At 44.1% G+C, this 14848-nt stretch carries 16 protein-coding genes; 5 read left to right on the forward strand and 11 right to left on the reverse strand.

All coding sequences use genetic code 11. From position 1 onward, the window contains the following. Positions 1-3: 3 nt before the first annotated feature. From ACFFLE_RS02110 to ACFFLE_RS02130, 5 genes are all read right to left on the reverse strand, one after another. Positions 4-1635 carry a cytochrome c biogenesis ResB family protein gene (locus tag ACFFLE_RS02110; RefSeq protein WP_380569519.1) on the reverse strand — a complete coding sequence of 544 codons (1632 nt, stop codon included), beginning with the start codon at positions 1633-1635 and terminating at the stop codon, positions 4-6. 12 nt (positions 1636-1647) lie between these two features. After that, a complete protein-coding gene (locus ACFFLE_RS02115) occupies positions 1648-2178 on the reverse strand; it encodes a redoxin domain-containing protein (RefSeq protein WP_380569520.1) in 531 nt (176 codons plus the stop codon). Between the two features lie 81 nt (positions 2179-2259). Beyond that, a complete protein-coding gene (locus tag ACFFLE_RS02120; protein ID WP_380569521.1) occupies positions 2260-2985 on the reverse strand; it encodes a pseudouridine synthase in 726 nt (241 codons plus the stop codon). Further along, on the reverse strand, positions 2985-3518 hold the full coding sequence (gene scpB / locus ACFFLE_RS02125) for an SMC-Scp complex subunit ScpB (RefSeq protein WP_380569522.1): 534 nt from the start codon (positions 3516-3518) through the stop codon (positions 2985-2987). Before scpB ends, ACFFLE_RS02120 begins: the two co-directional genes overlap by 1 nt. Further along, entirely contained in the window at positions 3518-4231 is a 714-nt protein-coding gene (locus ACFFLE_RS02130) for a segregation and condensation protein A (RefSeq protein WP_380569523.1), read from the reverse strand. The genes scpB and ACFFLE_RS02130 overlap by 1 nt, the downstream gene beginning before the upstream one ends. Before the next feature lie 31 nt (positions 4232-4262). On the opposite strand from ACFFLE_RS02130, the gene ACFFLE_RS02135 reads away from it, so the two are divergent. Continuing rightward, on the forward strand, positions 4263-4790 hold the full coding sequence (locus ACFFLE_RS02135) for a DUF309 domain-containing protein (protein ID WP_380569524.1): 528 nt from the start codon (positions 4263-4265) through the stop codon (positions 4788-4790). Positions 4791-4869: 79 nt separating this feature from the next. Here the strand turns inward: ACFFLE_RS02135 and deoB are convergent, their stop codons facing one another. From deoB to ACFFLE_RS02155, 4 genes are all read right to left on the reverse strand, one after another. Then, positions 4870-6054, reverse strand: coding sequence for a phosphopentomutase (gene deoB, locus ACFFLE_RS02140; protein WP_380569525.1), 1185 nt, complete (start codon positions 6052-6054; stop codon positions 4870-4872). Positions 6055-6062: 8 nt separating this feature from the next. Then, a complete protein-coding gene (gene xerD / locus ACFFLE_RS02145) occupies positions 6063-6953 on the reverse strand; it encodes a site-specific tyrosine recombinase XerD (RefSeq protein ID WP_380569526.1) in 891 nt (296 codons plus the stop codon). Then, a complete protein-coding gene (fur, locus tag ACFFLE_RS02150; RefSeq protein WP_380569527.1) occupies positions 6950-7402 on the reverse strand; it encodes a ferric iron uptake transcriptional regulator in 453 nt (150 codons plus the stop codon). Before fur ends, xerD begins: the two co-directional genes overlap by 4 nt. 75 nt (positions 7403-7477) lie before the next feature. Further along, on the reverse strand, positions 7478-8032 hold the full coding sequence (locus tag ACFFLE_RS02155; RefSeq protein ID WP_380569528.1) for an NUDIX hydrolase: 555 nt from the start codon (positions 8030-8032) through the stop codon (positions 7478-7480). Between the two features lie 163 nt (positions 8033-8195). Here ACFFLE_RS02155 and ACFFLE_RS02160 point away from each other — a divergent pair, with 163 nt between their 5' ends. Both ACFFLE_RS02160 and ACFFLE_RS02165 read left to right on the forward strand, forming a co-directional pair. Beyond that, positions 8196-9110, forward strand: coding sequence for an aldo/keto reductase (locus ACFFLE_RS02160; protein ID WP_380569529.1), 915 nt, complete (start codon positions 8196-8198; stop codon positions 9108-9110). Next, positions 9107-10027, forward strand: a complete 921-nt coding sequence (locus ACFFLE_RS02165; RefSeq protein ID WP_380569530.1) for an alpha/beta hydrolase — start codon at positions 9107-9109, stop codon at positions 10025-10027. Before ACFFLE_RS02160 ends, ACFFLE_RS02165 begins: the two co-directional genes overlap by 4 nt. Here ACFFLE_RS02165 and ACFFLE_RS02170 read toward each other — a convergent pair. Then, positions 10002-10928, reverse strand: coding sequence for an MBL fold metallo-hydrolase (locus ACFFLE_RS02170; RefSeq protein WP_380569531.1), 927 nt, complete (start codon positions 10926-10928; stop codon positions 10002-10004). The genes ACFFLE_RS02165 and ACFFLE_RS02170 overlap by 26 nt on opposite strands. A gap of 115 nt (positions 10929-11043) precedes the next feature. Between ACFFLE_RS02170 and zwf the strand changes: the two genes are divergently transcribed. Both zwf and ACFFLE_RS02180 read left to right on the forward strand, forming a co-directional pair. Beyond that, on the forward strand, positions 11044-12525 hold the full coding sequence (zwf, locus tag ACFFLE_RS02175; protein WP_380569532.1) for a glucose-6-phosphate dehydrogenase: 1482 nt from the start codon (positions 11044-11046) through the stop codon (positions 12523-12525). 18 nt (positions 12526-12543) lie between these two features. Further along, complete coding sequence (locus ACFFLE_RS02180) at positions 12544-13389, forward strand: helix-turn-helix domain-containing protein (RefSeq protein ID WP_380569533.1); 846 nt, start codon at positions 12544-12546, stop codon at positions 13387-13389. A 49-nt stretch (positions 13390-13438) separates the two neighbouring features. Here the strand turns inward: ACFFLE_RS02180 and gnd are convergent, their stop codons facing one another. Further along, positions 13439-14845 carry an NADP-dependent phosphogluconate dehydrogenase gene (gene gnd / locus ACFFLE_RS02185; protein WP_380569534.1) on the reverse strand — a complete coding sequence of 469 codons (1407 nt, stop codon included), beginning with the start codon at positions 14843-14845 and terminating at the stop codon, positions 13439-13441. Positions 14846-14848 lie beyond the last annotated feature (3 nt).

Raw genomic sequence — 14848 nt, forward strand, 5'->3', positions numbered from 1 at the left:
ATATTACTCCTCGTCTTTATCAGTTTGCGCAACATCCAACTTATCGGAAACAGGTTCCATACCGCTGGATGCGAGCACTTCGTTCAATTCTTTTTTCATACCGAAGTAATTTTTATTCGTATGTGCAGCCATCAACAGCCCATCATCGGTCTTTATCCATATACGCCTATGGTTGATGTAGGAGCCAATTGCGAGTCCAATCAGGAATATGACGAACCCAGTGGCAATCAGAGGGATGGTATGGTCTTTTTTGACTGTGAGTACACTTGCAATATGCTCTTCTGCACCAACGAACCGAACGCTGTATTCATTGTCTTCAGTGATATCTGTGCTGTTCATTATTTGCAATAGGCTCAGCTCGCTGTCATTTCCATCCGTCACTTCAAATACAAATGCCGGGTTTCTTGGAACAGGAGTCTCTGATATGAGTGTACCATTCTCAGCGACTTCGAGGAAATCAGGCGAGTAAGCCCGCATATTTACATTGATGTCCTCTGTGATCGGGAAAGTCGACTCCGGATTTTTGAGGTTCACTGTAAAATTATCTCCGACAGTCTTACCTGAAGAATCTTCGAGTTTGAAAGTCATCGATTTCATCTGTGAATTGTCATAACTTGACTGATATACTTCATAAGAGTCGAAGCGGTACGGGTGGTTCACCTGGATGCTGGACTCGTCAATCGCTTTTAAATCCGGTGCGGAACCCACTATGTCGGCACTTTCATTCTCATAAAAAGTGATGTCAGTCTGGAAGTTACTGATGGCACTCGAACCTTCAGCCAATGCTTTTTGGAAGACCTCACCATCGCCTTTTTCATAAGTGTCTATGGTAAACTTTTCATTTTTAATATAATACTGGCCATCGGTGGTCGGAATCTCTTCGGTTTCCCCCTCATTGATGTAGAGAATTTCATCAACATACATCCCAGGGAAGAACCTTAGCATGCTGCCGAGGAGAAGCAGAATCAATCCTGTGTGGTTGATGTAGGGACCGTATCTTGAAAGTCTGCCCTTTTCAAGCAGATAATTCCCGTCCTCTTCCCTCACCTTATATCTCTTTTTGGCAAGACCATCGACCAGTTTATCAACTTTGCCGGCGTCTTCATCCATTGCAGAGAGCCTTTGTCTTCTGAAGAAAGTACTATGCTTTTTGACCCTCTGGTTTCTTAGTGACTTAAACAGCGGTATCCCTCTGTCTATGCTTGCCGCTATGATGGATAATGCAAGCATGCCATTCAGGACAAGGAACCACCAGGAGGAATAGAGGTTATGGAAACCGAGGGAGTAGTAGAGATATCCTAAAGAGCCGTAGTTTTCCTGATAATGTTCCGCGGGATCCACACCCATAGGGATGAAATATTCCTGCGGGAAGATGGTGCCGATTGCTGCTGCAATCGCGATTGCGAGTATGATGCTGACACCTACTTTAATTGAGGTGAAAAATATCCATATTTTATCGAATATACTCTTAGAGCGGGTTTTTGACCTTACGGCGCTGCCGTCATAACGCATCAAGTCTTTAATTTTGTCCTTGTCATAATCGTTGTCGATCATTTTACCGCAGGACTGGCAAAGTTGGGTCCCGGGCGGATTGACATGCCCACATGATTCACATCGTATGTCGTTGAGTTTCATTTTAAATCCATCCTATTCTATGGAAGCCTCTATAAAGGAGGCGATATCCTCATGATTCAATTGGTACTCTTGTTTTTTGACGACTACTCCATCCTTATTGACGGCGATGGTGGTAGGGAGCGGTCCGATGTTATATGCGTCGGTCACACTTTTTTCACTGTCCAGTGCTATAGGGAATTGCAGCTCCGCATCCAGACCGGAAATGAATTGTCTGATCTGTTGCTGGTTCTCACCGACGTTGACTGCGACGATTTCATAATCTTCATGGCCATCTATGTAAAAATCATTCATATCAGGCATTTCTTCGCGGCATGGTTTGCACCATGTGCCCCAGAAGTTCAGGATTACACCTTTTTCGGCAGTTAATTCCGACAGTTGGATGGTCTCACCTTCCAGTGTCGATAGTTTGAAATCTATGGCTTCGTCGCCGACATCCACAGTTTTTGTGCCCGAGGTCAGATTGAACCACAATGTGATACCGATAAGTAGCGTAATCAGTATTATGACACTGACCCTGAGCACGTTCCTGTTACTCTTCTTCATCCATTTCACCTACCTATACATAATGTCCATTATAGCATCATATAATTTAAGCCTACATGACAGTATTATGACAATTCTGTTTTACCTGGATTTGGCATTGGCGATCAATTTTTTGACTTCATGCGGCTTGAGGAAACGATACTCTCCTTCGCTCAGACCATCCAAAGTCAAAAAGTCGTAGTTGATACGTGTCAATTTCACAACATTAAGCCCAAAGTGTTCAAACATACGTCTAACTTGACGGTTCCGCCCTTCATGTATGGTGAGCTCAAGAATCATGTTCTTGTTGTTCTTGTCTCTAACGACTTTGAGTTTTGCAGGAGATGTCAGCCCATCATCGAGCCTGACGCCTTCACGCATCATTTTTTGCTGTTCCCTTTTTAGTACGCCATCGACTTTGACCCTGTATGTTTTGCTCATTTCATATTTCGGATGCGTCATGTACTGGGTGAATTCTCCGTCGTTCGTCAACAGAAGGATACCGGAAGTATCATAATCGAGCCGCCCTACCGGGTATAGGCGGACATCCATTTGCTGGAATGCATCTGTAACTGTTCTGCGTTGCCTGTCGTCTTCGACGGCAGAAATTTCGCCGCCTGGTTTGTAATAGAGGATGTAGACCTTCTCTTCAGTTTCAAGTGGCACGCCATCCACCTCTATCTTATCGGAATCAACCACTTTACTGCCGAGTTCCGATACTGTCTTGCCATTGACCTTGACACGTCCTCCCTTTATCAGGTCCTCAGCCTTTCTCCTTGATGTATAGCCACTGTCTGCAATTGCTTTTTGTAGACGCATTTCTTCCATTATTCTTCCTCCTTCATGTTTTCAAAAAATAAGTCGATTTCTTCTTGTTCTGAAATATCCGCTTGTGTAGGGAGTTCTTCCAAATCAGTCAATCCGAAAAGCTGCAAAAAGTAATCTGTCGTTACAAAATGGGCGGCCCGCGCATCCTGTATGTTCTTTTTGGCAATCAATCCTTTGCTCATCAAAGTGCTGACAGGCCCATCAGAATTGATTCCTCTCATCACTTCAATGTCCCCTCTCGAGAGGGGTTGGTTATAGGCAATTATCGATAAGACTTCAAGTGCAGCTTGTGACAGTTTCTGCTTCGGGCGGTCGCTGAGTACGCGTTCGACGTACTTCTCCATCGCTTGGGATGTCTTTAAAAAATATTTGTGGCCATGCCTTTGGATGATGAAGTTCGGTCTATCGTAACTCTCAGTCACTTTCTCCAGTTGTTCCTTAGTAATGGGAACGTGCATGATCAGTTGTTCTTCTTCCAGGCCTATATCACCTGCAATGTACAACAGCCCTTCTATAATTTCAATTTTTTCCATTACTCAAACAGCCTCTCAATTTTATAATCTCCCCCCTGCACCCTGCATATCCTCATTTGGCCTTCCTTGACATAATCCAGCAGTACTATGAATACAGCCACAACTTTGGATTTTGATTCATTAAAGTTGAAGAGTTCATGAAATGCAAGTGAGTCGCGATCTGTGAAATGCGCGTCAATGAAAGACTCGGCCATTTTACGGGTGTATCGTTCATGGTTGATGACAACGTTCTTTGGTTGACCTAGCGCAACCCTCGACCGTACTTTTTGGTAGGCGACAAGGAGTTCTGATATCGAAACATCCATTTCGTCTTCAGACACATCCACTTCTTCATACTCTTCTGGCGGCTTGATATACAAGCGCTCACTCTCTTGCTTCATCGTGGAAAGCTGCTCTGCATATTGTTTGAAATTTTGATATTCAATCAGTTGCTCCATCAACGATTCTCTTGGATCTTCGAACGGTTCCTCAGCGTAGGCGGGTTCGGGAAGAAGTGTATGACTCTTGATTTTCAGCAGCTCGCTGGCCATAAGCAGATATTCGCTTGCGACGTTGATTTCAAGTTCTTTCATTTCTTCAATGTATTCCATATACTGGCGGGTGAGCACCTTCATCGGTATATCATAGATATCAATTTCCAATTCTTTGATCAGATGAAGGAGGAGATCGAGAGGCCCTTCGAATACATCGAGGCGCACTTTATAACCATCCATAAAATAACCTCAATTGTTAGGAGCTGGCACAATGGACCGTACACAACTCTTAGATTTCTATAACGAACTCATTATAAAGCAAGATTACTTCGAATGCCATGAAATCATGGAGAGCCACTGGAAATCGAAGCCTGTTTTCACTAAGCATGATCCGGAAGTCTTTCTTATTTTGTTAGCAGTTGCAGAATATCATTACAGGCAAGGAAATACAGTGGGGGCCGCATGTTCCTATAACCGCGCCATCGCACTTTATGAAGCGCATGAATATGATCTTATTTCTTTAGGAATGGCTGAAAATCTTATCGCAATGATTCATGAAAGAAAGAAACATATTAAAACTACCCCCTTCATTCCCCTGCAATTCCCCCTCACAGTGGAGACGTGGTCGCACCTGCACATCATGCATGATCCATTGACGCCTATCGGGACATTCCGGGAGATGGCCATAAATATATTCGTACAGGATGAAGCAATAGTGTTCAAGCATAGGCTCAGGGATCGTTCTGGTGTAATTTCAGACCGGGAAGCGTCCATTAAAAAAAGAAAACATCACAAGTGATGTTTTCTATAGCACCATGACCCAATATCCAATCCCCCATGCGAGTGCTGCCAGGACGATCAGAATGAAGGTGAACTTTTTATTTCGCATGTGAGACAATCTCCTCAAACAGGCTTTTACCATGCGTTTTATACTCGATGTTGAAGTTTTCAGCGATGGTAGCTGCTAAGTCGCTGAAAGTCTCGGAATTGCGCAGTGCTCTATAGTTCATATCTTTTCCGGCTTTAATCAGGAGAGGGACTGACTCTCTTGTGTGGTCCGTGCCTTTGAAGGTAGGGTCATTACCGTGGTCAGCGGTAATGATGAGCAAATCGTCAGCCGCCAATCTGGAGACGATTTCGGGTAGCCTGTCGTCAAAAGCCTTCAACGCTTTGCTGTAGCCTTCAGAATCTCTCCTGTGACCATAGAGCGCATCAAAATCAACCAGATTGAGGAAAGAAAGACCTGTGAAATCGCGATCCATGACTTCGAGTAGCTTATCCACGCCATCTTCGTTATTTTTTGTTCTGACAGCATCTGTCACACCGGAACCTGTGAAGATATCGTTGATTTTGCCTACAGCAATTACATCATTGCCATTGTCTTCAAGCGCGTTCAACACAGTTCTGCCGAATGGTTCAAGCGCGTAGTCGTGCCTGTTTTCAGTACGTTTGAAGTTGTTTTTCGACTCCCCGATAAATGGCCTTGCAATGATGCGGCCCACCAGGAAATCCGGGTCGAGTGTCATCGCCCTGACCTTTTCACAAATCTCATAGAGTTCTTCAAGAGGCACAACATCTTCGTGAGCCGCAATTTGAAGGACTGGATCATTGGATGTGTAGATGATCAGGTCGCCTGTTTTCAGTTGATGCTCACCATATTCTTTTATGATATCCGTACCACTTGCCGGTTTGTTCCCTACAATGTCACGGCCTGTTGCTTCCCGGATTCGATCCAACAGAGCTTCAGGAAAACCATCTGGATAGACTTTAAAGGGTTTTTTGATATCGAGACCGGCGATTTCCCAGTGGCCCGTCATGGTGTCCTTACCTTGTGATACTTCATCCATTTTACTGTAGAATGCTTCAGTATCCTCCGGACAATCGATGCCAGGTAATGCGTCAATGCATCCCAGACCGAACTTTTCCAGGTTTGGCAGTTCTACAGGATATTGCTCGAGTGTATGTTTTAGTGTATGGGACCCTTCATCCCCGAAATCTTTGGCATCATGCTGCGCTCCGATTCCAACAGAATCAAGTACTACCAGATGTATTCTCTTAAACATGCTATCTCCTACTTTCTTGGATGGAATTGTTTGTACATTTCCCTGATTTTTACGGTCGAAATTTGTGTGTAGACTTGAGTAGTGCTGATATCGGAATGACCCAACATCTCTTGCACGGCCCTCAGGTCAGCACCGTTCTCAACAAGGTGGGTGGCGAAAGAATGCCTGAAGGTATGCGGTGTAATGTTTTTTCCAATGCCGCTCAGCACTTCATATTTTTTTATCGTCTTCCATAGTCCTTGGCGGGTGAAGCCCTTTCCCCTGTTCGTCAAAAAGAGTATATCGGTATTCTTATCCTTAAGTAAAGCCAACCGTCCTGATGAAATATATGATTCAAGAAGATCGCCTACATAGTCTGTAATTGGTACGATACGTTCCTTGTCCCCTTTTCCTTTTACGCGGATGAAACCAAGGTCCGTATTGATATCATTTGCCTTGATGTCGATCAATTCACTGACCCGGAGCCCCGAAGCATAGAGCAGTTCCATCATGGCACGGTCCCTTCTGCCCGCAATCGAGTCATTGGGAGTGGATAGCAGAGTTTCCATCTCTTCGACAGTCAAGTAGACGGGCAAGGTCTTGCCTTTCCTTATGGATTGGAGACGCAGTGCCGGATTATGTGCAGTGATATCATCATTGACCAGGAACTGATGGAAGTTTTTCAGTGTAGATTGCATGCGCGATAAAGTTTTGGCGCTTTTACCTTGACCATCCAACATCTTGAGGAATTGAATCAGGAATTCAGTGTCCAGCCGATTCAAGTCATCTATGGCAGAGTCGTTCAAATAAGTCTGATATTTTTTAAGATCTTGATGGTAAGATTCGATTGAAGATTGGCTCAGACCTTTCTCCACTCTCAGAAAGAGGAGGTATTCATCGATGTATGCATCAAAATTCATTTTTTTCGACTTCTTTCCTGGCAATCCCGGCATACGCCGTGGAAGGTCAAGCGGTGGTCCAGAACTTTGAAATTATAATCATTTTCAACTATCTTTTCCACGTCGCCAAGCAGATCTTCTTCAATTTCCTCAACTGCACCACATTCCATGCAGACAAGATGGTGATGGAAGTGTTCAGCCCCTTCTTTGCGGAGGTCATAACGGCTGACCCCGTCCCCGAAATTGATTTTATCGAGCACTTTCAGCTCGCTTAGGAGTTCCAATGTACGATAGACGGTTGCCAAGCCGATTTCCGGATATTTATCTTTCACTTTAAGAAAGACATCCTCTGCACTCAGATGATCCCTTTCGTTTTCGAGCAGGACCCGCACCGTGACTTCCCTCTGAGGGGTCAGTTTGTATTGGGCACCCTGCAGTGCCTCTTTGATTCTTTGAATCCTATTTTCCACGGGTTCACCCACTTTGTAATATAATCACAGACATTATAACGGATTTGTAAAAAATTTTAAAGGTGTTTAAAATGATTATAAATTGTGGGTGGCCAACACATGTTGGACTGCAACGATTGTTTTGGCATCTTTGAATGCCCCACTTTCGAGTTCCACCCTAAGCTGATCGAGGTCGATCTTCACAATGTCGAGGAATTCATCATCGTCCAGTTCCTGCGGCTTGAAGGATACATCTGCCGCTTCATAAAGATGGACATATTCATTGGAAAATCCAGGAGACACATAGAAAGATTGAATCTTCTTCAGTTCTCCGGCGGTGCCGCCGACTTCCTCCCTCAACTCTTTTCTAGCCGTTTCAATAGGCGCTTCACCTTCCTCGATCTTGCCTGCCGGGATTTCGAGCAGGAATTCTTCTGTTGATACCCTGTATTGTCTGACGAACAACATCTGGTGGTCCTGCACTGCAATCAGACATACAGCACCTTTATGATAGACGATTTCCCTATCAGCTTCGGCGCCGTTCGGCAATTTCACCCGACTGTGGTCCACTTTAATTACTTTGCCGTCGAATATTCGTTCGCTTGAAATCAGTTCTTCTTTAAGGTGATCATAGTGTTGGTCATTATCCATTTCATTACGCTCCATTATCAAGTTCTTTTAAAACCATATATTTATATTAACACACGTATGGCCTGCCATATAGTTTTCAGACGTATGAATAAAAGTAAATATGTGCAACTTGGGCGGCTGAATTGGTATAATCAAATCATATATTCAATGGAGGGAGAACCATATGCGACAACTAACTTTAAAAGATGGACTGCACATTTCCGAGTTTTCCTTGGGATGTATGAATCTACCACTTAACGATAAGAATGAGATGGAGAAGATCATTCAATTTGCATTGGAGTCGGGTATCACCCATTTTGATACTGCCGACCTCTATCAGTTCGGCAAAAACGAACAGGAATTGGGTAAAATACTGAATGCTTTCCGCTCTACCTATGATTTCACCATCGCATCAAAGGGAGGAAATGAATTCGATCAGAAGACACAGGAGAAAATAGGATGGAACCCTACGCCAAAGCATATCAAGTCAGCCATAAAAGACTCGATGCACCGTCTTGGAGTAGACCATATTGATCTATATCAACTCCATGGTGGGACCATTGAAGATAATAAAGAAGAAACCATCAGTGCATTCGACGATCTGAAGCAGGAAGGCGTAATCACAAGCTACGGCATATCATCGATACGGTTGAACGTCATCGATTATTACTTGCGCCACAGCGACATGTCGACAATCATGATGCAGTTCAACCCGTTGGATAATCGTCCTTTTGAAGTTGCAAACACCCTTAAAGAAGATGTTACGATCCTGGCACGCGGACCAGTCATGAAAGGCGCTCTCAGCAGCAGCTGGAGAAGTGTCATTGAAGAGAAATTCCCTGATGGATTCCTCGATTATTCCTACGAAGATCTGAAAGAAAGCCTGGAACGTCTGAGTGAAGTGGATGAAGATCTAACCGCATTGTCCTATGCGTTCCTCAAATATAATGAAGCTGTCATAGTCAATGGGGTGAGCAGCCTGAAACAGCTGAAGTCGAATATTGAAAGCTACAATAAAATGCCAGACCTGTCACAGGAAGAATACAAGGCAGTTCTCGATGCGGTGAAAATAATCAAATATGAGAAGCATCGGGCATGAGGAGTTTCTTAAAATGGGGAGCCGGTCTATCAGGCTCCCTTCTCGTATTACTTATCTCACTTGGCTATTACGCCTCGAGCCAGATCCTTTTCTTTAAACTACGGGACGTCGAGATCATCAAACGCAGGGAAACGCGCGCTAAGAGGCTCGATATGGACGAATTCAAAAAGTTGCCGCAAGATGATGTCCTCATATCTTCTAAATTCGACTACAGCATCAATGCCATCTTCACCCACCCTAACGAAACGAATAAATGGATGGTCCTGTGCCACGGGGTCACGGAGAATAAAATAAGTTCCATAAAATACCTCAATATGTTCACAGAAATGGGATACAATTGTGTCATCTACGATGCGAGGCGTCATGGGAACACAGGTGGACTTCATTCCACTTACGGCTTCTACGAAAAATATGATCTAGAGACAGTGATAGAATACCTTTTTGACCACTACGGACCTGATATCCAGGTGGGTGTGCATGGAGAATCTATGGGAGCGGCCACCATGCTGCTCTATGCAGGTGAATTATCGAACCGCGCCGAATTCTATATATCGGATGCTTCATTCTCCACTTTTGGAGATGAACTGACCCACATCTTCAGCCAATATACAAAAATCGGATCGCCTCTAGTGCTTATATTCACAAATATATTCTTCCGCCTGAGAAGCCGATTCTCACTCTTTAAAGTTTCCCCATACCGGGTGGTGGACAACATCAGGCAGCCGATACTCTTCATCCATTCGAAGCCTGATAAATTCATCCCATATACGCATACAAAAGAACTGTATAAAAGAAAAAAGCCGCCTAAGGCGGCTTGGTATCCCGAACGGGGCGGTCACGTTGAAAGTTTCAATCGCAATCCTGAAAAATATCGGCAGGTAATCGCTAGCTTCATTGCGAATCACGTGGGATGGTGATTTCCATGAAGTCATAGGCCAACAGCGTATTTTCAGGCAGCGTGCTGCTGACGCTGTTGATCTGCTCCTGGTCATAACGATTGCTGATATGGCTGAAAATCAGCTTTCCATATGAAATTGATGAAAAATTCTTTAGCACCTCGGACATTTCAGAATGGTAGTAAAGATGTGCTTTTTCGCCTTCTCCATCGAGATATGTTGCCTCATGGACGATAAGGTCTGATCCATCAACCAAATCCAGGTAATCCGGATGCTGGACCACCCTTGTATCACCATGGACTGCCACTTTCCTGCCTTCTGTCGGGGGATTCATGAATTCTGACGTATTGTATATCCGTCCATCGAATTCGAAAGTGTCCGACTGTTTTATCTCTTTATAGAAGGGACCAGGCTGTATGCCAAGTCGCTTCAATTCTTCATCTTTTAGGGCACCTGGCTTGTCTGGTTCAATGAATACATAAAGATAGCTCTCAATAGTGTGGTCCAGCAGATAGGATTTCACCTTGAAGCCATCTGCGTCAAACTCCATATTATGTGCAACCTCTATATAGTGAACCGGATAGTTCAGATGTGAAGCGCTTGTCCTTAAGGTCAGCTCCACCCACTCCTTCAAGCCGGCAGGTGCATAGATATATAAAGGCACCCCTTCCCCGCCTTGGTGGGCACGGGAAGAGAGAAACCCCGGCAGACCGAAGATATGATCACCATGGAGGTGGGTGATGAAGATGTGCTTGATTTTAGCCGGTCTTATCGTTGTGCTCATGATGCGATGCTGTAGTGCTTCAGAAGCATCAATGAGGAAATATTGGTTGAGCTCCTCGACCACATCCAATATATAGCTTTGGGTATTTCTTGATTTCGAAGGTATGCCCGCACCGGAGCCGAGTATTTTAAATTTCATGCAATCACCTATCATTAAATGTTGGTTCATTATATCATAGTTATGGAGTTGTGTTTTTCAGAATACAGTGGAATAATAATATAAGAAAATTTTTGATAAAAGGACTTGTTTGCATATGACCCAATCATTTAAAGCATCCATCGCATTGTTTGGCGCCACAGGGGACCTCTCAAGAAGAAAACTTCTGCCATCCATGTTCCATCTGTTCCAGGAAGGCTCATTGACACATGATTTCGCCATATTGGCGATAGGACGTAAAGATATGAATGATGAAGACTTCAGGGAAGTGGCCCGCACTTCCCTGCAAGATAACGAAAAGCTGGAAAGCCTTGAGGGGCTGGACTCCTTTTTGAGCTGCATTCATTATGTGCAGGTAGACATCACCGATGTCGACAGCTATTCGACATTGAAGGATAAATTTGAGAGTGTCGAGTCATCAGTCGACACGGAAGGGAACAGATTGTTCTATTTGGCGATGCCCCCTCAATTCTTTACGGTCATTACGGATAATCTCCGGCGTTCAGGTGTCACAGAGACCAAGGGTTATAAGAAACTGATAATCGAAAAGCCATTTGGCAGGGATTATGAAAGTGCCTATAGATTGAACCAGGACATCTCCAAAACATTTGAAGAGCATGAAATATACAGAATAGATCACTATTTGGGGAAAGAGATGGTTCAGAATATTGAAGTCATCCGTTTCAGCAATAGTTTGTTCGAACCATTGTGGAACAACCACTACATCTCAAATATCCAAATCACTTCTTCTGAATCCTTGGGTGTACTTGACCGCGGGGAGTATTACGAAAGAAGCGGCGCAGTCCGGGATATGTTCCAAAACCATATGCTTCAGATCGTCTCACTGCTTGGCATGGAACCACCGATCAGTTTAAGCAGTGATGATATCCGCGATGAAAAGATTAAAGTTCTGAAGAGCATTAGAAAAATAGATAAGAAGGATGTAAAGAATCATTTTGTACGCGGTCAATATGATGAAGGGACAGTAGATGGTGAGTATGTCTGCAAATACAGGGATGAAGAAGATGTCAGCGAAACCTCCAACACCCCGACTTTCATTGCCGCCCGCCTCTTTATAGATAACTTCAGATGGGCAGGCGTTCCTTTCTATATCCGTACCGGTAAGAGGATGAGGAATAAGGAGACGAAAATCGTTGTGGAATTTAAAGAAGTGCCAAAGAATCTGTATTATCAAAACGAGCAGGACGATATACTCTCTAAAAATCTTCTCATTTTACGCATTCAGCCTGACGAAAGCATCTCTTTGCAGCTTAACGTCAAAGACCATGGCAGTGAAAAGGATACAAAGGAAATTAAACTCTCCTATGCAATCGATAATAAAGACCTTGCGCGTACAGTAGATGCGTATGAGAATCTGATATATGACTGTCTGAACGGGGACGCAGCAAACTTTACCCACTATGAAGAATTGATGAATGCCTGGCAATTCGTAGATTCGATCAACCAGGTATGGGAGACCGACATCGCTCCGTTTCCAAACTACAGGGCGGGCTCCGACGGGCCTGTCAAAAGCAATCTGCTCCTCTCGAAAGATGGGTTCAAATGGTGGAATGTATAGAAATGAAGTGAGGTTAATATGCAAACAGTAAATTTTGTAGAGAGGTTCATTATATATATAGAAGACCATATCAGGGAGAATATAGATTATGATGAAGTGCTCCTTGATATGTCCGTAGAACCGAAATCATTCATCACAATCTTTTCCTCATTGGTCGGGTTCAGCCCCTACGAGTATCAGATGAGGCGCAAAATGACGGAGATTGCATATGAATTGGAGGCAGGACATAGACGACTGATCGATATATCCAAGCAGTATGGTTTTCATGACATCGAGCAGTTCAAGAAAACATATCGGGAAGCGTTTGGGATTTCGCCCTACGAGACTGAAAAGTATTTTCACACACTGGATCTTACGGAACGCATATCCTTTGAAGTGGTTCCGGTCGAACGGCCAAAATACCGTTCCACGGAGAAGTATATTGAAGGGTTCAGAATCATAGGTGCCGTCCGCCGCTTTTCGGTAGATCATTACAGTACTTTGATGAAGTATGATTTTTTGTCATACCTCGAAGATAATCATGTGCTCGAGGAACTCCTCAAGTATAATGACGGCCATATTAAAGGCATCGTACTTCTTGAGAGGTATATAGGGGGTAAGATGGAATTGATGATTGGCGTTTCCTCCTACTCCCCTGCACCATTTGAAGAGACTTATACGGAATCCGGCGATTATGTGATCTTCGAGTCGGAAGGGAATCCGGAAGTCGTCAGTGAAGACATCTATCGCTATATATTCCGTAGGTGGCGATTCAAGGAAGAGCGCGAGCTGAATTGTGCCTATTCCATGGAGTTGATCAAAAGTAGAAGTCTGTTCTTCTCTGAAAACAGCAAAGTACAAGTATGGCAACGTTTATCTGATTAATGAAAACGCAGTGTGAAGTTGATTTCAATCAACCTCACACTGCGTTTTTTTACTGTTGCCAGTCGGTATGGAAAGCGCCTGGCTTATCGATTCTTTCATAGGTGTGTGCACCAAAGTAATCACGTTGGGCTTGAATCATATTGCTGGACACACGCTTTTGCTTCATGCTGTCAAAGTAAGAGAGTGCACTCAAGAAACCAGGCACTGGAATTTCATTTTCGATCGCCTTGATGGCAATGCGCCTTAGACTAGGATGTGCTTTCTTTACCACGGATTTGAAATAGTCATCAAGAAGCAGATTATCGAGTTCAGGGTCTTTTTCATATGCTCTATTGATCTCTTCAAGGAAGTGGGCCCGGATGATGCATCCGGCTCTCCAGATCATGGAGATCTCTCCCAACTGCAGATTCCATTCGTAGATGTCGCTTGCTTCTTTCAATAGGCGGAAACCTTGTGAATAGCTCATCAGTTTACTTATATATAAGGCATTTTTCAAGTCTTCAAGGATTTCATTCTTGTCTTCTTGCGGGAGCGCTCCCATTTCGGCATCATACGCCTGATTGATCTGCGCACGCTCATCAATCAGACTTGAGAGGCATCTTGAGAATACACTGTCAGTAATGATGGAAAGCGGGATGCCCAGTTTCAGACCTTCTATACCAGTCCATTTGCCCGTGCCTTTTTGCCCGGCCTTATCCAAGATGAGGTCAATGATATATTCACCGTCCTCATTCTTGAATTCAAGGATGCGTGCAGTGATTTCAATCAGATAACTGTTCAAATCACCTTGATTCCATTCGTCGAACACTTCACTCATCTCTTTATTGCTCATGCGGAGGCCATGCTTCATGAAATAGTAGCTCTCTGAAATGAGTTCCATATCGGCGTATTCTATGCCGTTATGGATCATCTTGACATAGTGACCGCTACCATCATTGCCGATATAGGTGACACAGGGCTTACCATCGTCCGCCTTGGCTGAAATTTTTTCCAGTATATCTTTAACATTGTCATAGGCTGATTTTTGGCCGCCCGGCATTAAAGAAGGACCATTCAAGGCACCTTCTTCTCCCCCACTGACGCCCATGCCAATGAAATTGATGCCCAACGCCGTCAAATGGCCGTTGCGGCGCTGTGTATTCTCATACTGTTCATTACCACCATCTATCAGCGTATCCCCCTCTTCCAGCAAGGGGGCTATTTGTGAGATGGTCTTATCGGTCACTTCACCTGCCTTAACAAGAAGCAATATGTTGCGAGGTTTTTTAAGGCTCTTTACAAAGGATTCCAGGGAGGAAGAAACTGATACTCCTTCTTCCTTCAGTTCCAAGATCCTGTTTTTCCTCACATCTTCGTAAAAGTCGAATGTAGTAACATCAAATTCATTCCGGGCCATATTCTTGGAGATGTTTGCGCCCATAACCCCCAAGCCGACCACGCCGATATCATACAGCATATA

The organism is Salinicoccus siamensis (genome assembly GCF_042429615.1).
Taxonomy (GTDB): domain Bacteria; phylum Bacillota; class Bacilli; order Staphylococcales; family Salinicoccaceae; genus Salinicoccus; species Salinicoccus siamensis.